Source organism: Sphingomonas sp. NCPPB 2930, assembly GCF_042867205.1.
Lineage (GTDB): Bacteria > Pseudomonadota > Alphaproteobacteria > Sphingomonadales > Sphingomonadaceae > Sphingomonas.
In genome coordinates this window covers 325,623-343,362 of record NZ_JBHZQU010000001.1, presented here as the reverse complement: position 1 = coordinate 343,362, position 17,740 = coordinate 325,623, and the positions used below count along the sequence as shown (strand labels likewise).

The window sequence follows — 17,740 nt, the reverse complement described above, 5'->3', positions numbered from 1 at the left end:
GGCTGCTGATGGGGCCGGGGCCGGTCAATGCCCATCCGCGCGTGCTGCGCGCGATGAGTGCGGACCTGCTCGGCCAGTTCGATCCGGAAATGACCGGTTATATGAACCAGGTCATGGCGCTGTACCGGCCGGTGTTCGGGACCGAGAATTACTGGACCTTCCTGATCGACGGCACCGCGCGTGCGGCGATCGAGGCGTCTTTGGTCTCGCTGCTCGCGCCGGGGGACCGGCTGCTGATCGTCGATTTCGGCCGCTTCGGGCTGTTGTTGCAGGAGATTGGCGAGCGGATCGGCGCGCAGGTCGAGCGGCTGTCGGTCCCCTGGGGGCAGACCGTGCCGCTCGACGCCATCGCGGACGCGATCGAGCGGACCGCGCCGATGGTCGTCGCCTGCGTCCATGGCGACACCTCGACCACCATGGCGCAGCCGCTCGACGGGGTGGGGGCTCTGGCACAAGCGGCGGGCGCGTATCTCTATGTCGATGCGACCGCGACGATCGGCGGGATGGAGATCGCCACCGACCGCTGGGGGGCGGACATCGTCACCGGCGGCTTGCAGAAATGCCTGGGGGGTCCGTCTGGATCGGCCCCGATCACCGTCTCGCCCCGCGCCGCCGAGCGCATCCTGGGGCGTCGTCATGTCGAAAAGGGCATTCGCCGCGACGATCTGGTCGATGCGGGCGGGGTGCGGATCGGCACCAACTATTTCGACCTCGCCATGATCATGGACTATTGGTCGGAGAAGCGGCTGAACCACCATACCGAGGCGACGACGATGCTCTACGGCGCGCGCGAATGCGCCCGCGTGGCGCTGGGCGAGGGGCTGGAGGCGCGGTTCGCGCGCCATGCGGCGGCGGGCCGGGCGGTGGTGGCCGGGGCCCGTGCGCTGGGGCTGGAGGTGTTCGGCGACGATCGCTTCCGCATGACCAACGTGACCGGCATCGTCATCCCGCCCGGCGTCGACGGCGAGCGGGTGCGCGCCCGGATGCGCGAGGATTTCGAGATCGAGATCGGCACCGCCTTCGGCCCGCTCCAGGGCAAGGTCTGGCGGATCGGCGCGATGGGCTACAATGCCATGAAGCATAAGGTGCTGCTGACGCTCGCCGCGCTGGAGGCGGTGTTGCGGGCAGAGGGGATGACATTGCCCGCCGGCGCCGGGGTCGATGCCGCACTCGAAAGCTATGCCGTATGACCGCGCCGCGCGATCTGGTGGGCTATGGCGCGTCGCCGCCCGATCCCCGCTGGCCCGGCGGCGCGCGCGTCGCGGTGCAGTTCGTCGTCAATGTCGAGGAAGGCGCGGAGAACAGCGTCCTGAACGGCGATGCGGGGTCGGAGGCGTTCCTGTCGGAGATGGTCGGCGCGGCCAGCCATCCCGCCCGCGCCATGGCGATGGAAAGCCTGTACGAATATGGCGCGCGCGCCGGTTTCTGGCGGCTGCACCGACTGTTCGCCGAGCGACAGGTGCCGGTGACGGCCTTCGCCGTCGCCACCGCCATGGCCGCCAATCCGGCGGCGGTCGATGCGATGCTGGCGGCCGACTGGGAGATCGCCAGCCACGGCTATCGCTGGATCGACTATCAATATGTCCCGCCCGAGGTGGAGCGCGCGCACATCGCCGAGGCGATCGCGCTGCACACCCGGCTGACCGGCACGCGCCCGCTGGGCTGGTATCAGGGGCGCACCTCGCCCGCGACCGCCGCTCTGGTCGCCGCGGAGGGCGGGTTCGTCTATGACGCCGACAGCTATGCCGACGACCTGCCCTATTGGGATCGTCGCCATGCCGAGGCGAATGGCGGGCGGGCGCAGCTGATCGTGCCCTATACGCTCGACGCCAATGACATGAAGTTCGTCGCCTATAACGGCTTTGCCGATGGCGAGCCCTTTTTCCGCTATCTGCGCGACACGTTCGAGCAGTTGCGGGCCGAGGGCGGGCGGATGATGTCGGTGGGCTTGCACGGGCGCATCGTCGGACGGCCCGGCCGCGCGGCGGCGCTGGCCCGCTTCGTCGATCATGTGATCGCCAGCGGCGACGCGTGGATCGCGCGCCGCATCGATATCGCGCGACACTGGCAACAGGTGCACCCGGCATGACGCCCGAGATGATGATCGACGATCCGCAAGTGGTGGCCGAGGTCATGGCCGCCTTCACCGCTTATGAAGCCGCACTGATGGCCGATGACGTGCCCGCGATGGACCGGCTGTTCCACGATCATCCGACCACGATCCGCTATGGCGTGGGCGAGGTGCTGTACGGCGCGGAGGCCATCCGCGCCTTTCGCAAGGGACGCGGCGGTTCGCCGCAGCGTCGGCTCGGAACGGTCGCCATCCATAGCTTCGGCCGCGACCATGCCACCGCCAACGCCGAATTCTTCCGCGAAGGCGATGCCCGGCGCGGGCGGCAGAGCCAGACCTGGGTGCGCTTTCCCGATGGCTGGAAGGTCGTCGCCGCGCATGTCTCGATCGAGGGGGCGGGATCATGACCGATAGCGATTTCAATGCCATGTCGAGCGAGGCCTTCGTCGCGCGCTATGCGAGCGTGGTCGAGCATTCGCCCTGGGTGGTGGAGCGCGCGGCGGCGCGGCGGCCCTTTGCCGATCTGGCGGAGGGGATCGTGGCGGTGCTCGCCGACGCCACGCCCGACGAGCGGCTGTCGGTGATCCGCGCCCATCCCGAACTGGCGGGGCGCGCCGCGATCGCGGGCACGCTGACCGAGGAGTCGCGCAGCGAGCAGGCCTCGGCCGGGCTGGACCGCATGACCCGGGAAGAGTTTGAGCGCTTCCATGCGCTGAACGCCGCCTATGGCGAGCGGTTCGGCTTTCCCTTCGTCATCTGTGTCCGGCGGACCGACCGGGCGGGCATATTGCGCGCCATGGCCGAGCGGCTGGCCAACGACCGCGAGGCCGAGGTCGAAACCGCGCTGGCCGAGATCGGCCATATCGTCCGCCTGCGACTGGAGACCCTGGCATGACCCAACCCATCGGCCTGGCCGCGCTGGCCCAGCAGGTCGCGACCGATCTCGAACGCCTGGCGCATGGCGGCCCCGCCTGGACGGTGCCGCAGCCCATGGCGGAGGGCCATGTCCATGACGTCATCATCGTCGGCGGCGGGCAGAGCGGGCTGGGCGCGGCGTTCGGGTTGTTGCGCGAGCGCGTGTCGGACATCCTGGTCCTCGACGAAAATCCGGCGGGTTATGAGGGGCCGTGGGACACCTATGCGCGGATGATGACGCTGCGCACGCCCAAGCACCTGACCGCGATCGACCTGGGGATCCCCTCGCTGACCTTCCGCGCCTTTTGGGAGGCGCAGCATGGGGCGGAAGGATGGGACGCGTTGGACAAGATCCCGCGCCGCGACTGGATGGCCTATCTGCGCTGGTATCGCGCCGTCCTGAACCTGCCGGTGCGCAACGAGGCGCGGGTGACGCTGATCGAGCCGCTGGGCGGGCGGTTTCGCGTCCACCTCGCCGACGGTGCGCCGCTGCTCGCGCGCAAGGTCGTGCTGGCGACCGGCATCCAGGGGGGCGGCAACTGGCACGTGCCCGAACTGGTGCGCGATCGGCTGCCCGCGACCCGCTATGCCCATACCTCGGCGGCGATCGATTATGCGGGGCTGGCCGGAAAGCGCATCGCGCTGCTGGGGGCGGGGGCTTCGGCGTTCGACAATGCCCATGCCGCGCTGTCCGCCGGGGTGGCCGAGGCGCATGTCTTCGTCCGCCGCCCGGAACTGCCGCGCGTCAATCCGATCCGGCATATGGAGCGCAGCGGGATCATCGGCCGCTTCCCCGCGCTGGACGATGCCGCCAAATACCGGATGATGGTCGCCTTCTTCGACCGCAGCCAGCCGCCGACCAACGACACGTTTGACCGCGCGTCGGCGCTGCCCGGCTTTCACCTGCATCTCGGCACGCCGTGGCTGGACGTGGCGGACACCGGCGATGCGGTCGCGGTCACCACCCCGCGCGGGACCGAGACGTTCGACTTCCTCGTCCTGTCGACCGGGCTGGTCACCGATCCGGCGCTGCGCCCCGAACTGGCGCTGGTCGCCGACGGCATCGCGCGCTGGTCCGACCGCTATCGCCCGGCGGAGGCGTCGCATCCGCTGATCGATGCGCATCCCTATCTGGGGCCGCAATTCCAGCTATTGCCGCGCACGCCCGACGATGCGGCGGCGCTGCACGGGCTGTTCGCCTTCAACTATTCGGGACTCATCAGCCTCGGCCTGTCGGCCTCCGCGCTGTCGGGACTGCGCCACGCCTTGCCCCGGCTGGTGGCGGGGGTGGCCGACCAGCTGTTCCTCGACGACCGCGATGCGATGATCGCCGCCTATCTCGACTATGACGAGCCCGAATTCATCGGGGCATGGCCGCGCACGGGGGCGGTGGCATGAGTGCGACCCTGTCCACCCATGTTCTCGACACCGCGCATGGCCGGCCGGCGGCGGGCATCGCCGTCACGCTGCTCGACGGCGACGGAATGCGGTTGTTCGATGGCGTGACCAATGCCGATGGGCGCTGTCCCGCGCTGGCCGCCGTGCCGGTTTCGCCGGGACGCCATGCATTGTGCTTCGCGGTCGCCGACTATTTCCGCGCCGCCGGAGTGGAACTGCCCGATCCGCCCTTTCTCGACCGGGTGACGATCGATTTCGGCATCGCGCCGGAGGGGGGGCATTATCACGTGCCGCTGCTCGTCTCGCCCTACAGCTATTCCACCTATCGGGGCAGTTGATCCCGTTCCTTCCCGCCGGAGTGCCCCGATGATCCGTCGCCTGCTCGCCACGATCGAGCCCTATGTCCTGATGCTACTGGCGACCGTGCTGATCGCCACGCTGCTGCCGCCGCGCGGTGTCGGCGTGCGGGTCTTCGACCTTGCCGCCGATACCGCGATCGTCGCGCTGTTCTTCGTCCATGGCGCGAAACTGTCGCGCAGCGCCCTGCTGGCGGGGGCGCGGCACTGGCGGTTGCATGCGGCGATCCTGGCGACCAGCTTCGTACTGTTCCCGCTGCTGGGGCTCGCCATCGCGGGCAGCGGCCTGCCGTCGCCCAGCCTCGCCACCGGCCTGTTGTTCCTGACCCTGCTGCCCTCGACCGTGCAATCCTCAATCGCCTTCACCGCGATCGCGCGCGGCAATGTCGCGGCGGCGGTGTGCAGCGCCTCGCTGTCCAACCTGCTGGGTATCGCCGTCACGCCCGCGCTGGCCGCCCTGCTGCTTCCGGGCACCGGGGGCGTCGAGCTGTCGTTCGGCAGCGTGCGGGCGATCGTGCTGCAATTGCTGGTGCCGTTCGCGGCGGGGCATATGTTGCGCCCCTGGATCGGCGCGTGGATCGCGGCGCGCAAGCGGCTGGTGACGACGCTCGATCGCGGATCGATCCTGCTGGTCGTCTATACCGCCTTCGGTGCGGCGGTGAGCCAGGGCCTGTGGTCACAGGTCGGCGCGCTGGAGCTGGCGGAACTCGTCGGCTGGTGCGCGCTGCTGCTGACGGTGGTGCTGGTGCTGACCGGCGTGATGGCGCGGGCGATGAAGCTGGCGCCCGAGGATGCGGTCGTGATGCGCTTCTGCGGGTCGAAGAAGAGCCTGGCGACGGGCGTGCCGATGGCGGGCGTGCTGTTCCCGCCCGCGCAGGTCGGCGTCGTCCTGCTGCCGGTCATGGTGTTCCACCAGTTGCAGCTGATCGCCTGCGCCTTCCTCGCGCGGCGGCTGGCGGACGCGGTGGAGGCGGAGCCCGCCATGCCGGGCGCGGTGGCGTCGGGTTAAGTCGACTATTCGCCCAGCCGGGCGAACTCCTCCTTCAGCATGTCGACAAAGGTGCTGAGATAGATGGGCAGCACCCGGCCGCGTTGAAGCAGCATCGACACGCTGGCCGGGCGGACGATCCCCTCGGCCAGCGGAATCCAGCAGAGTTCGCCCGCCGCCAGCTCGCGCTCCAGCCCGATGCGCGAGAGAAAGGCGATGCCGACCCCGGCGCGCACCAGATTCTTCAGCGTATCGATCCGCTCGACCGTGGCGACCCGCTTGAGCGGCACGTCGCTCATGTCGAACAGATCGTGCAGCACGCTCTGCTTCAGCCAGTCGTCATGCGGCGTCACCACCGCATGGGGAACGCAGTCGGACAGGGTCACACGGTCCAGCAGGGAAAGGGGATGGCCCGGCGGGGTGATGACGCCGATCGGCGTCTGGACATGCGCCACCGTCGCGGTGCGCGCGGTGCCCGTCAGGTCGAAGGCGCAGATGACATCCGCCTCCTTGGACAGCAATTCCGCCTTCACCCGGTGATTGTCGCCCGCCAGCAGCGAGAATTCGATCAGCGGGAAGCGCTCCTTGTAGCGGACGATGGTGCGCGGCACGAGGTCGTCGGCCAGGCTCTCGGCGGCGGCGATCCGGATATGGCCACGCTCCCCGCCGCGCAGCCGCAGCATCTCGTGGCGCAGCGCGACGCTCTCGCGCTTCCAGCGGCGGATATAGGCCAGCAACGCCTCGCCCGCAGCGGTGGGGCGTATCCCGCGCGGCATGCGGACGAACAGTTGCACGTCCAGCTCCTCTTCGAGCTGCAACAGCTGCCGGTTGACCGCCGAGGATGCGATGTTGAGCGATTCCGCCGCCTTGCGGATCGAGCCGTGGCGGATCGCCTGATCGAAATAGATCAACCCGGTCTTGATGAGGGCCATCATCGTCCTCGTGTCGCCATCCGGGTCGCAACCGACGGTCGAGGCCCGTGAGCTTTGGGAGCGTTACGGTTGCCCGGTCACAGCCGGGGCAGGGTGACGCCGCGCTGGCCCATATATTTGCCCGCGCGGTCGGCATAGCTGGTCTCGCAGGGCTCGTTGCCCTTCAGGAACAGGAACTGGCAGGCGCCTTCATTGGCATAGATTTTCGCAGGCAGCGGCGTGGTGTTGGAAAATTCCAGCGTCACATGCCCCTCCCAACCCGGCTCCAGCGGCGTGACGTTCACGATGATACCGCAGCGCGCATAGGTCGACTTGCCCAGGCAGATGACCAGCACGTCGCGCGGCACCCGGAAATATTCGACCGTCCGCGCCAGCGCGAAGCTGTTGGGCGGGATGATGCACACATCGGTCTTGCGATCGACGAAGCTGTTCGACGCGAAGTCCTTGGGATCGACGACCGCGCTGTCGACATTGGTGAAGATCTTGAACTCGTCCGCCACCCGCGCGTCATAGCCATAGGAGGACAGGCCATAGCTGATACAGCCGTCGCGGCGCTGGTTCTCGACAAAGGGCTCGATCATCCCTTGGGTCTGCGCGGCTTCGCGAATCCAGCGGTCGGACAGGATCGACATCTTCATTCCCCTTAAGCGTTGCCGCTCATTGCCGGATCGCCCGGACAGGGCAAGCGTGGAAACGCAAAATGGGGCTTGCGGTTGACGTTGCGTCAAGCGGTAGGCTGCTCCGCATGACGAAGATGCTGGATATTGCCGAGATCGCGAAGGCCACGGGGCTCAGCAGCCGGGCGTTGCGCTTTTACGAGGCGCGCGGGCTGATCCGGCCGCTGCGCAGCGAGGGCGGGCGGCGCATCTTCGGTGCAGGGGAACTCGAGCGGCTGCACGCGATCGTCGCGCTGAAACGGGCCGGGTTCACGCTGGCGGCGATCGGGCGGATGCTCGACCTGCCCGATGCGCGGCTGGGACCGATGGTCGCGGCGCAACTGGCGGTGGTCGAGGCGCAAGCCGCCGTGCTGGCCGATACGGCGACCCTGCTTCATTCCATCCAGTCCCGCATCGATGCCGGCGAGCGCATCGACGTCGCGACGCTCTGCTCGCTGATTCGCAAGGGAAACAGCATGACGACGACCCAATGGAAGGCCGTGGCCGACCAGCATTTCACCAAGGAGGAACAGGCCCATTGGGCCGAGCGGATGGCCGCGCTCTCCCCCGATTTCGATCAGGACGCCTATCAGGCGCAATGGGCCGATCTGGGCCAGCGGATCGCCGCCGCATTGCCGCTCGACCCCGGTTCGGAGGCGGCGCAGGCTTTTGTACGCGAGTGGTTCGCGTTGCTGGCGCCGTTCCGCGCGGTGGCCTCGCCGGAGATGTGGGCGGGCGCGACGCGGCTGCATCAGAACCGGGCGGCGTGGGACGGGCAGGCCGATCCGGGCTTTTCGGCCGATGTGTGGCAGTTCATCCAGGCGGCCGCTGCCGCGATGCGGGTGCGGGGCGAAGAGCCGGGCAGCTGAGGCGAAGTGTTCGCGCGGAGGCGAAGAGACGGGGAATCCGCTCACGGCGATGAGGCAGGCAAGGCCGGAACGTCTACTCTGCGTCTCTGCGCGAACACATCTTCGTGTCTTCGCGGCGTCGCGCGAAGTTCAGCCGATCCCCAGATCCGCCGGACCAAAGGCATCCGGCAGCAATTCGGACAGCCGATAGCTGCGCACCGCATCGCCTTCCGCCGCGCCGCAATGGACGGGCAGGTCGCGGCCGCCCATCTGCGCGGCCTCGTTGATGACCTGCCGACACCGGCCGCAGGGGCCGACCGGGGCGGTGCCGGTGGGCACGCCGTTCGCGTCCATCGCGCCGCCGATCACGCCGACCGCGACGATCTCGCGCAGCCGCCCGGCGGCCGAGGCGGTGGCGATCGCGACCGTCTCGGCGCAGAGCGACAGGCCATAACTGGCGTTCTCGAAGTTCGCGCCGGTGATGACCGACCCGTCCTCCATCAACAAGGCGGCGCCCACCGCGAACCGGCTATAGGGCGCATGGGCGTGGCGCGCGGCGGCGCGGGCGGCGGCGATCAGGCGCTCGGCGGTCGGATCGATCTGGCTCATGGTGTGACGACGTCCCAGTTGACGGGGCCTTCCACCCCCTCGACCCGGCGGAAATCGCTCGCGCGCCACATCCGCCAGGGGCGGGCGGCATAATCGGGTTTGAACATATTGCCGACCGCCCAGATCGGGCGGTCGAACGCGGTGGTGATGCTGTATTCGGACTCGAACGGCTTGGCGACGCGCAGCATCACCGGCTTGCGCGTATGCGTCTCGACCATCGTCACGAACCGGGTCAGGTCGGCGACCAGCGTCGCGCGATCGGGGCGCGCGGTGCAATCGTCGTGAAAGGACAGGTCGATCGCGGCGGGCAGCGCATCCCCGGCGCGCGGCACGAAGATATTGAAGGCATCCGCCTGCGCTGCGGCGGGCTGGCACAGCGAATAGATATGGATCGCCCCGCGCCGCAGCCCCGCCTCGGGCAGCGCGGCCCAGTTCGCCTCGAACGCGGGATCGCGGCGGTCCGCACCCGAGGTGGCGACGATATAGGCGAAGTCGGCGCCGCCCGCGCGCAGCGTCCGCCACTCCACCGGCGGCGGATTTTCGGCCAGGTCGATACCCTGCAACGCATAATGGTCCGCCGAGGGGCGCCAATGCGTCGCCCAGTGCCAGCCGCCCATGCCCGCCGCACCGAGCGCGAGCAGCCCGGCACCGATTTTCCAGAGAATCGCCATCAGTTGCGGATATGCAGGACGCACAGCAGTGTGAAGAGGCGGCGTGCGGTATCGAAGTCCACCTCGATCTTGCCGGTCAGCCGGTCCTTCAGCATTTCGGCGGCGTCGTTATGGATGCCGCGCCGGGCCATATCGATCGTTTCGATCTGTTGCGGCGTGGCGGCGCGGATCGCCTGGTAATAGCTGTCGCAGATCGCGAAATAGTCCTTGATCGGCCGCCGGAACCGGCCGAGCGCCAGCACCAGCGTCTCGATATGCGTGCCGTCCTCGCGGTACATATGGATGCCCAGGCGACCTTCCTCGGACTCCAGCTTGATCCGATAGGGCCCGGCATAGCCGTCCGCCTGCGGCCGTTGCGGCGCGAAATAATTTTCCTCGATCAGGTCGAAGATCGCGATCCGTCGCTCCTGCTCGACATCGGCCGACCGCCAGCCGAGGCTGCGTTCGTCGAGATCGATGGATATGATCCGCGGATCGGCCATCCGGCAGGGATAGTCGCGAAGCGCGTGCGCCGCAAATCCCCCGCTGATCGACGCAATGCGTTTTCATCCGGCGCCACTCCGCGCTAACGCCGAAGAAATGGCCACCCTCGCATTTCCGAACACCGCTGCCGCCACCGAGCCGCAGCAGCTCCCCCGCAATATCGAGGCGGAGGCCGCGCTGCTGGGCGCGATGATGATCGACAACCGGCTGGCCGACGATTTGGTCGACCGGCTGGACCCGGACCATTTCTTCGAGCCGGTCCATGGTCGCGTCTTCGCCGCGATCAAGAATCTGCGCGCCACCGACATGCTGGCGACCCCCGTCACGCTGCGCCCGATGTTCGAGGCGGACGAGGGGATGAAGGCGCTGGGCGGCCCGGCCTATCTGGCGCAGCTGACCGGATCGGGCGCGGGGCTGATCGGTGCGCGGCAGTTCGCGACGCAGATCTATGACCTGGCGATGCTGCGCGCACTGGTGACGGTGGGGCGGACGCTGGTCGACCGGGCGATGGATACCTCGGAGGAGGTCAATCCGCGCGCGCAGATCGAACTGGCCGAGAACGAGCTGTTCAAGGTCGCGGCGGACGGCGGCTCCGAAAATGCGGTGAAGAGCTTTGCCCAGGCCACCACCATGGCGGTCAAGAATGCCGAGCGCGCGCTGAATTCGGGCGGCCATGTCTCGGGCATCACCACCGGCCTCGACTCGGTCAATGCCAAGATCGGCGGTATGCACCGCTCCGACTTGATGATCCTGGCGGGCCGTCCGGGCATGGGCAAGACCTCGCTCGCCACCAACATCGCGTTCAATGCCGCGCGGCGCTGGATGCGCGACATGCAGGACGGCATCCCGCCGTCCGAGTCGGTCGGCGCCAAGGTCGCCTTCTTCAGCCTGGAAATGTCCGCCGACCAGCTGGCGACGCGTATTCTGGCCGAGCAATCGGGGATCAGCTCCGAGGCGCTGCGCATGGGCAAGATCAGCCGCAACGAGTTCGCGCAGCTGGCCGCCGCCGCCGCCGAGCTGGAGCAGCTGCCGCTGTTCATCGACGATACCGGCGGCCTGTCCATCTCGGCGCTGCACACCCGCGTCCGGCGGTTGCAGCGGCGGCATAACAACGAGATCGGGCTGGTCGTGGTCGACTATCTCCAGCTGCTGACCGGCTCGGGCAAATCGTCGGAGGGCAACCGCGTGCAGGAAATCTCGGAGATTTCGCGCGGGCTCAAGACGCTGGCCAAGGACATGAACGTGCCGGTGCTGGCCCTGTCGCAGCTGTCCCGCGCGGTCGAGCAGCGCGAGGACAAGCGGCCGATGCTGTCCGACCTTCGCGAATCGGGCTCGATCGAGCAGGACGCCGACATGGTCTGGTTCGTGTTCCGCGAAGACTATTACATGATGCAGCGCGAGCCCAAGCGCCCGATGGAAGGCGATGACGGCAAGGTCTTCGAGGACCACGCGAAATGGGCGACCGAGGTGGAGCGGGTCTACGGCCTGGCCGAACTGATCGTCGCGAAACAGCGTCACGGTGCGACCGGCAAGGTGGTGATGAAGTTCGACCCGACGATCACGCGGTTCACCGACTTCGCGGGGTATTGATGCCCCTTTGCCCCTGACCGGGTCGGAACATGACGTAAAGGATGGACTCAGCCCTTTTTCTTACCGCATCTTAAGTCTGCGCAGGCAAGGATGCGGCCGATATGGGCGTCGATTTACGAATAGCGATTGAGGGCGCCTATGCGGCGGCGCTGGACGAAAGCCTATGGGCCGAATGGACATGGCAGACCGCGCATATGCTCGGCGGTGTCTGTGGCACTTTCTATGTGGTCGAAGCGCCGGGCCGTATCCGGCTTCAGCATATACGGCATGAAAATTCGGGTTTGGTGGAACGCTATATCTCGGAAAACATCATGCGCTTCGACCCGCAAATCTCCTATGCTGCCAGTCGGCGCTCGCCCCATATCTATACCGATACCGATCATGCCGACCGGGATGACCCGGCCACGCGGGAATATTTTGCCTGGCAGGCGTCGAATGGAAAGATGCAGCATTATCTGACGGCTGCGGCACCACTGGATGGCGGCCGTATCTATGCGGGCCTGTCCATCCACCGACATGTGGATGATGGGCCGACCCCCGATGAAATGCGCCGACGACTGGACAAGCTGTTGCCCGATATCCACAGGGCGCTCGACCTAGGTTTCGTTCATGCCGAGAAGATGGCCAGCGCATATTGGGACGGCCTTCTGTCCAGGCGGACGGAACCCTGTCTGTTGTTGGACGAACAGGGAAAGGTGCTTCGGACTACCCCCGAAATGGAGGCGTTGCTCGTTCGGGGCGACGGGTTGCGATGCGTGCGGAGGCGACTGACCTGTGGCGGCGGCATCGCCGACGCTGCGCTGGACCGATTCGTCGGCCTGCTGACGGGGGGATCGGACGTGCCGGGCCTATGTCGGATCGATCGCCCGTCCGGCAAGGCGGCCTATATTCTCAACGGTTATCCCTTGCCCGGACGAGCGCGTATCATGGCGCCGATGGAGGCGGTCGCGATGGTTACGCTGATCGATCCCGCCGCCGTGCCACCATCATCGGCGCATAGCTGGCAACTGGCCTATGGCTTGACCCCACGGGAAAGGGAAATGGCCGAGCTTATGGTGGCGGGCCAGTCCCTGGATGATGCGGCGACCATTCTCGCGATCAGCAAGGCGACCGCGCGGGTTCATCTGCGCCAGATATTCGCCAAGACCGACACCAATCGACAGGCGGAAATGATCCAGCTTCTGTCCCGGATCGGCGCCTGACGCGGCTCTTCAGGACATCGTCGTCGGCCGGTGTATCCCGCATTCCACCTTGTCGAACCCGCGCCATCTTCCCGCACGCGGGTCTTCGCCGGGCTTGACCTTGCTGGTGCAGGGCGCGCAGCCGATCGATAGATAGCCCTGCGCCTCCAGTGGATGGCGCGGCAGGTCGTGTTCGGCGAAATAGCCGTCCAGCGCCGCCTTGTCCCAATCCGCCAGTGGGTTGAGCTTCAACCGGCCATCCTCGACCTCGAACCGGGGCAGCGCACGGCGGGTGCCGGCCTGGAAGCCCTTGCGACCCGAAATCCAGGCCTCGAACGGGGCGAGGCCACGCGCCAGCGGCTCGACCTTGCGCAGGCCGCAGCAGCCATCGGGATCATAGCCATGGCGGATGCCCTCCGGGTCCTTCGCCGCCAGCAGTGCGGGGTCGGGCTGGATGACGCGCATATCGAGCAGGCCCAGCCGCGCGACCAGCGTATCGCGATAGGCGAGCGTCTCGGGAAACATCTTCAGCGTGTCGGTGAAGACCACCGGCGTCGCGGGATCGGCCTGCGCGACCATGTGCAGCAGCACGGCGGACTCGGCGCCGAAGGAAGACACCGCCACGATTTGTCCGCGCAGCTCGCGGGTTAGTAGACTGATCGTCACCATGCAATGCGACGGTGCGACCGGCAAGCTCGTGTGAGATTCGACCCGATAATCACGATTCACCGGCTTCGCGGTGTGGTGAAGATCCGTGATACACATACCGCAGTCAATGTAAGTCCTAGAACAATTTATAAATAAATTCATGCAACATAGGCTTACCTAGGCCGCAAACGGGCGCATTTCCTCGGCCGTATCGGAATGATGGGGGAAAGCATGAATTGCGTTAGGATTGCCGCCTTGTGCTCGGCATTTTCAGTTGTGATGGTCGCGGTGCCAAGCACCGCCCAGACGGTAGCGGCAGTAGGAAACTCTCCTGAGATGGAGGTTCGCCCCGTGGTTGCCCATGACGATGGTCCACGCGTGACCGCCGCATTGACAGGGGGCACATTGGGTGTCGGGCCCGAACTGGGGCTGCGGATCAGCGACCATTTCGGCGTTCGTGGCAGTGCGGCTTTTCTTAAGGTGTCGCCGAGCTTTGACTCGAAAGACATTCACTATAATAGTGATTTCAAGCTTCACTCCTATGGTGCCATGGCCGATATTTATCCGTTTGGCGGGGCGTTCCGCATCTCGGCAGGGGCGCGGATCAATCGAACGCGCGTCGGGCTGGTGGGAACACCCCTGAACAGTACGGCAGAGGTCAAGGTCGGCGGCCAGACCTATTTGGTGCCGCAGGTTGGCATCCTCACGGGCCGAGCGGAGCCGAAGCGTTTTGCACCTGCGCTGACGCTGGGTTGGGCAGGCAAGAAGCGTCGCGGCTTTTTTGTCGGCATCGAAGGGGGGGTGCTGTTTCAAGGCTCCTTCCAGCTGAAGGATTTCCGCGCCAGCGGTCCGATCAATAGCAACGCCGCGTTTCAGACGGTACTGGAACGCGAGCGTATCGATTTACAGGAAGACGTGGATAAGGTGAAAGTGTGGCCGATTCTTCAGGCCTCGGTCGGTTGGCGCTTTTGAGCCCCGACTGACGTTCTGGTGACTCCCCAACGCCAAATCAGGGCGGCATCGGTCTATCCCCACTCGATCGTCAACATGTAATGACGCATGAATGGCCGAGTAGGAACCAGACCGGTGCCGCTTTTATATGAGCGGATGATGAAAACGGATGCGCCGCACAGCTTTATGCTTGCGGCGCGAACAGCCAGGCGCGGGCTTCGTCCTTGTCGGTGAAGAAGCGGAATTCGTCGTGCTTCTGATTGGCCCGCTCCGCCTGGAATTTGGTGAGCGCGCCCTTGGTATAGACCGCGACGCGGCCGGAGCGGACGGCCGGGCTTTCCATCATCTGGACAAAGGCCGCTACGACCTCCTGGCTCTGCACCATCGCGTTGGAATAGTCACACAGGCTGACGGGCGACCGGCCGGTGGCGCGGATGCGGCGGATGGTCTGCTCCAGCTCGCGGGTGAAGTCGGCCATGGTGTCGAGGGTCCAGAACCCGTGGGTCGTGACCTCGAAATAGCCGCGTTCCAGGTCGACCGTCACCTTGTACATCGAATGCACCTTCATCCTGCCCGGTGCCTTGTGTCGCGGCGCGGTTAAGACAGGATAAATTGCGGGCCTGTTCTGACCTTGCTTATCTCGCCGAAACCGGCCGGTGTATCCCGCATTCGACCTTGTCGAACCCGCGCCATCTTCCCGCACGCGGGTCTTCGCCGGGCTTGACCTTGCTGGTGCAGGGTGCGCAGCCGATCGATAGATAGCCCTGCGCCTCCAGTGGATGGCGCGGCAGGTCGTGTTCGGCGAAATAGCCGTCCAGCGCCGCCTTGTCCCAATCCGCCAGCGGGTTGAGCTTCAACCGGCCTTCCTCGACCTCGAACCGGGGCAGGGCGCGGCGGGTGCCGGCCTGGAAGCCCTTGCGACCCGAAATCCAGGCCTCGAACGGGGCAAGACCACGCGCCAGCGGCTCGACTTTGCGCAGGTCGCAGCAGCCATCGGGGTCATAGCCATGGCGAATGCCCTCCGGGTCCTTTGCCGCCAGCAGCGCCGGGTCGGGCTGGATGACGCGCACGTCGAGCAGGCCCAGCCGCGCGACCAGCGTATCGCGATAGGCCAGCGTCTCGGGAAACATCTTCAGCGTGTCGGTGAAGACCACTGGCGTCGCGGGATCGGCCTGCGCCACCATGTGCAGCAGCACGGCGGACTCGGTGCCGAAGGACGACACCGCCGCGATCTGCCCGCGCAGCTCGCCGGTCAGCAGGGTGCGCAGCATCTCGGGCGCAGCCACGCCCGCGAAGCGCGCTTCATAAGCCGCAGCGTCCTCCGCCGTATAAGTCGGCCGAACGTCGATCCGGTCGAGCGACCGCTCAGCCATGGCGCCGCTTCCACACCGGCACGCGGGCATCGGCGGCTTTCTGATAGGGTTGCGGATAGAGGTTCAGCAGCTTGGTCAGCGTCGCCGCGTCGACCGGCTTTTCGGGCGCGAAGCTGTCGAAGCCGCAGCGGCGCATATGCGGGATTTGGTCGACCAGCACGTCGCCCGCCGCGCGCAACTCGCCCTCGAACCCCGCTTCGCGCAGGATCCGCGCCGCCGAATAGCCGCGCCCGTCGCGGAAGGTCGGGAAGCTGATCTCGACCAACGCGATCTGCCCCAGATGCGGGAGGAGCGCGCGGGCATCGTCGCCCGCCTCCAGCCGGACGGCGGTGGCGTTGGTCTGGCCCAGGAACGCGTCCAGCGTCACTGCGGGTTCGTCATGCACCACATCGTCGCGAAAGCGCAGCAGCGTCTCGCCGGCATCGGTGTTCACGGTGATCGGATCAACCATAAATGGCTTCCTTGAACGGCTGCATGCCGACGCGGCGATAGGTGTCGAGGAAGCGTTCGCCGCCCTCGCGAAGCTGGACGTAACGGTCGGTCACGCGCTCGATCGCGTCGACCACGCCGTCCTCGTCGAAACCGGGGCCAGTGATCTTGCCGAGCGACACGTCCTCCGCGCCCGACCCGCCGAGCAGCAGCTGGTAATTCTCGGTGCCTTTCTTGTCGACGCCGAGAATGCCGATATGCCCGGCATGATGGTGGCCGCAGGCGTTGATGCAGCCCGAAATCTTCAGCTTCAACTCGCCCAGCTCGCGCTGCCGCCCGGCGAAACGCTCGCCGATCTTCTGCGCCAGCGGGATCGAGCGGGCATTGGCCAGGCTGCAATAATCCAGGCCGGGGCAGGCGATGATGTCCGAGATCAGGTCGAGATTGGCCTCGGCCAGCCCGGCATCGCGAAGCGCGGTCCAGATGGCGTGCAGGTCAGCCTTGCGGACATGCGGCAGGACGATGTTCTGGGCATGGGTGACGCGCAGTTCGTCATGGCCGTAACGCTCGGCCAGGTCGGCCATCAGGTCGATCTGGTCGGCGGAGGCGTCGCCGGGGATGCCGCCGATCGGCTTCAGGCTGATCGTGACGATGGCATGGCCGGGCTGCTTGTGGCGTGCGACATTCTGGTCGAGCCAGACCGCGAAGTCGGGATCGGACCGGTCCACGCTATCGGGCGCGTCGCTGGCAAAGTCCGGTCCGGCGAACATCGCGGTGATCCGCGCGAGCTCGGCCACGGGCGGATCGATGCCCAACTCGCGGATCGCGGCGAATTCCGCCTCCACCTGGTCGCGATAGGCGTCGACGCCGATCTCGTGCAGCAGGATCTTGATCCGCGCCTTGTAGATATTGTCGCGCCGGCCATAGCGGTTATAGACCCGCAGGCACGCCTCCAGATAGCTCATCAGATGGTCGGCGGTGATGAAGTCCTTCACCTCATGCGCGATCATCGGGGTGCGGCCCATGCCGCCGCCGACGAAGATCTTCGCGCCGAGCACACCGTCCCGCTCCAGCAACTGGATGCCGATATCGTGCAGCCGCATCGCCGCGCGATCCTCGTCCGCGGCGATCACCGCGATCTTGAACTTGCGCGGGAGGTAGGTGAATTCGGGGTGGAAGGTCGACCATTGCCGCAGCAATTCGGCCCAGGGGCGCGGATCGGTGACTTCATCGGCGGCCGCGCCCGCGAACTGGTCGGACGAGATGTTGCGGATGCAGTTGCCCGAGGTCTGGATGGCATGCATCTGCACGGTCGCCAGCTCGGCCAGGATGTCGGGCGCGTCGGCCAGCTTGATCCAGTTATACTGGATGTTCTGCCGCGTGGTGAAATGGCCGTAGCCGCGATCATATTTGCGCGCGATATGGCCCAGCATCCGCATCTGGCGGCTGTCCAGCGTGCCATAGGGCACCGCGACGCGCAGCATATAGGCGTGAAGCTGAAGATAGAGCCCGTTCATCAGCCGCAGCGGCTTGAACTGATCCTCGGTCAGCGCGCCCGACAGGCGGCGTTCCACCTGGTCGCGAAACTCCTCGACACGGGCATCGACGATGCTCTGGTCATATTCGTCGTAACGATACATG

21 protein-coding genes are annotated in these 17,740 nt (G+C 66.6%); 11 read left to right on the top strand and 10 right to left on the bottom strand.

Features of this window, described 5'->3' with window-relative positions:
• The first annotated feature begins 8 nt into the window (after positions 1-8).
• Genes ACFX59_RS01570 through ACFX59_RS01540 form a run of 7 tightly spaced genes read left to right on the top strand, consistent with a single transcriptional unit; the run spans position 9 to position 5,749 of the window.
• A complete protein-coding gene (locus ACFX59_RS01570) occupies positions 9-1,190 on the top strand; it encodes a pyridoxal-phosphate-dependent aminotransferase family protein (protein ID WP_387429614.1) in 1,182 nt (393 codons plus the stop codon).
• Complete coding sequence (gene puuE / locus ACFX59_RS01565) at positions 1,187-2,089, top strand: allantoinase PuuE (protein WP_387428964.1); 903 nt, start codon at positions 1,187-1,189, stop codon at positions 2,087-2,089. Before ACFX59_RS01570 ends, puuE begins: the two co-directional genes overlap by 4 nt.
• An 8-nt stretch (positions 2,090-2,097) precedes the next feature.
• Positions 2,098-2,478: an oxalurate catabolism protein HpxZ gene (gene hpxZ / locus ACFX59_RS01560; protein ID WP_309698226.1), complete on the top strand. Its 381-nt coding sequence runs from the start codon at positions 2,098-2,100 to the stop codon at positions 2,476-2,478.
• The gene (uraD, locus tag ACFX59_RS01555; RefSeq protein WP_387428960.1) at positions 2,475-2,966 is read left to right on the top strand and encodes a 2-oxo-4-hydroxy-4-carboxy-5-ureidoimidazoline decarboxylase; all 492 of its coding nucleotides are present in this window, start codon (positions 2,475-2,477) and stop codon (positions 2,964-2,966) included. Before hpxZ ends, uraD begins: the two co-directional genes overlap by 4 nt.
• A complete protein-coding gene (locus ACFX59_RS01550) occupies positions 2,963-4,384 on the top strand; it encodes an FAD/NAD(P)-binding protein (RefSeq protein ID WP_387428958.1) in 1,422 nt (473 codons plus the stop codon). Before uraD ends, ACFX59_RS01550 begins: the two co-directional genes overlap by 4 nt.
• On the top strand, positions 4,381-4,722 hold the full coding sequence (uraH, locus tag ACFX59_RS01545) for a hydroxyisourate hydrolase (RefSeq protein WP_387428956.1): 342 nt from the start codon (positions 4,381-4,383) through the stop codon (positions 4,720-4,722). The genes ACFX59_RS01550 and uraH overlap by 4 nt, the downstream gene beginning before the upstream one ends.
• Before the next feature lie 28 nt (positions 4,723-4,750).
• The gene (locus ACFX59_RS01540) at positions 4,751-5,749 is read left to right on the top strand and encodes a bile acid:sodium symporter family protein (RefSeq protein WP_387428954.1); all 999 of its coding nucleotides are present in this window, start codon (positions 4,751-4,753) and stop codon (positions 5,747-5,749) included.
• 5 nt (positions 5,750-5,754) lie between these two features.
• Here the strand turns inward: ACFX59_RS01540 and ACFX59_RS01535 are convergent, their stop codons facing one another.
• Both ACFX59_RS01535 and dcd read right to left on the bottom strand, forming a co-directional pair.
• Complete coding sequence (locus tag ACFX59_RS01535) at positions 5,755-6,660, bottom strand: LysR family transcriptional regulator (RefSeq protein ID WP_387428951.1); 906 nt, start codon at positions 6,658-6,660, stop codon at positions 5,755-5,757.
• Positions 6,661-6,737: 77 nt separating this feature from the next.
• Positions 6,738-7,292: a dCTP deaminase gene (gene dcd / locus ACFX59_RS01530; RefSeq protein ID WP_007405039.1), complete on the bottom strand. Its 555-nt coding sequence runs from the start codon at positions 7,290-7,292 to the stop codon at positions 6,738-6,740.
• A gap of 113 nt (positions 7,293-7,405) precedes the next feature.
• Here dcd and ACFX59_RS01525 point away from each other — a divergent pair, with 113 nt between their 5' ends.
• Entirely contained in the window at positions 7,406-8,185 is a 780-nt protein-coding gene (locus ACFX59_RS01525) for a MerR family transcriptional regulator (protein ID WP_387428948.1), read from the top strand.
• Between the two features lie 129 nt (positions 8,186-8,314).
• Here the strand turns inward: ACFX59_RS01525 and ACFX59_RS01520 are convergent, their stop codons facing one another.
• From ACFX59_RS01520 to ACFX59_RS01510, 3 genes are read right to left on the bottom strand one after another with little or no spacing between them, the layout of a single operon-like run.
• Positions 8,315-8,773, bottom strand: a complete 459-nt coding sequence (locus ACFX59_RS01520; RefSeq protein WP_387428945.1) for a cytidine deaminase — start codon at positions 8,771-8,773, stop codon at positions 8,315-8,317.
• Positions 8,770-9,444 carry a GH25 family lysozyme gene (locus ACFX59_RS01515; RefSeq protein WP_309701400.1) on the bottom strand — a complete coding sequence of 225 codons (675 nt, stop codon included), beginning with the start codon at positions 9,442-9,444 and terminating at the stop codon, positions 8,770-8,772. Before ACFX59_RS01515 ends, ACFX59_RS01520 begins: the two co-directional genes overlap by 4 nt.
• Positions 9,444-9,926 carry a UPF0262 family protein gene (locus ACFX59_RS01510; RefSeq protein ID WP_307100270.1) on the bottom strand — a complete coding sequence of 161 codons (483 nt, stop codon included), beginning with the start codon at positions 9,924-9,926 and terminating at the stop codon, positions 9,444-9,446. Before ACFX59_RS01510 ends, ACFX59_RS01515 begins: the two co-directional genes overlap by 1 nt.
• Positions 9,927-10,023: 97 nt before the next feature.
• Between ACFX59_RS01510 and ACFX59_RS01505 the strand changes: the two genes are divergently transcribed.
• The gene (locus ACFX59_RS01505) at positions 10,024-11,517 is read left to right on the top strand and encodes a replicative DNA helicase (RefSeq protein ID WP_387428941.1); all 1,494 of its coding nucleotides are present in this window, start codon (positions 10,024-10,026) and stop codon (positions 11,515-11,517) included.
• A gap of 101 nt (positions 11,518-11,618) precedes the next feature.
• A complete protein-coding gene (locus ACFX59_RS01500; RefSeq protein ID WP_387428938.1) occupies positions 11,619-12,719 on the top strand; it encodes a helix-turn-helix transcriptional regulator in 1,101 nt (366 codons plus the stop codon).
• 9 nt (positions 12,720-12,728) lie between these two features.
• Here the strand turns inward: ACFX59_RS01500 and ACFX59_RS01495 are convergent, their stop codons facing one another.
• Complete coding sequence (locus ACFX59_RS01495) at positions 12,729-13,367, bottom strand: phosphoadenylyl-sulfate reductase (RefSeq protein ID WP_387428935.1); 639 nt, start codon at positions 13,365-13,367, stop codon at positions 12,729-12,731.
• 330 nt (positions 13,368-13,697) lie between these two features.
• On the opposite strand from ACFX59_RS01495, the gene ACFX59_RS01490 reads away from it, so the two are divergent.
• Positions 13,698-14,318: a hypothetical protein gene (locus ACFX59_RS01490; protein WP_387428933.1), complete on the top strand. Its 621-nt coding sequence runs from the start codon at positions 13,698-13,700 to the stop codon at positions 14,316-14,318.
• 163 nt (positions 14,319-14,481) lie between these two features.
• Here the strand turns inward: ACFX59_RS01490 and ACFX59_RS01485 are convergent, their stop codons facing one another.
• The 4 genes from ACFX59_RS01485 to ACFX59_RS01470 all read right to left on the bottom strand — a co-directional run bounded on the left by ACFX59_RS01485 (position 14,482) and on the right by ACFX59_RS01470 (position 17,739).
• On the bottom strand, positions 14,482-14,865 hold the full coding sequence (locus ACFX59_RS01485) for an STAS/SEC14 domain-containing protein (RefSeq protein ID WP_387428930.1): 384 nt from the start codon (positions 14,863-14,865) through the stop codon (positions 14,482-14,484).
• A gap of 67 nt (positions 14,866-14,932) precedes the next feature.
• Complete coding sequence (locus tag ACFX59_RS01480; protein ID WP_387428928.1) at positions 14,933-15,670, bottom strand: phosphoadenylyl-sulfate reductase; 738 nt, start codon at positions 15,668-15,670, stop codon at positions 14,933-14,935.
• Positions 15,663-16,121 carry a DUF934 domain-containing protein gene (locus tag ACFX59_RS01475; protein WP_309696848.1) on the bottom strand — a complete coding sequence of 153 codons (459 nt, stop codon included), beginning with the start codon at positions 16,119-16,121 and terminating at the stop codon, positions 15,663-15,665. The genes ACFX59_RS01480 and ACFX59_RS01475 overlap by 8 nt, the downstream gene beginning before the upstream one ends.
• Positions 16,114-17,739: a nitrite/sulfite reductase gene (locus ACFX59_RS01470; protein ID WP_307100262.1), complete on the bottom strand. Its 1,626-nt coding sequence runs from the start codon at positions 17,737-17,739 to the stop codon at positions 16,114-16,116. The genes ACFX59_RS01475 and ACFX59_RS01470 overlap by 8 nt, the downstream gene beginning before the upstream one ends.
• Position 17,740: the final 1 nt, after the last annotated feature.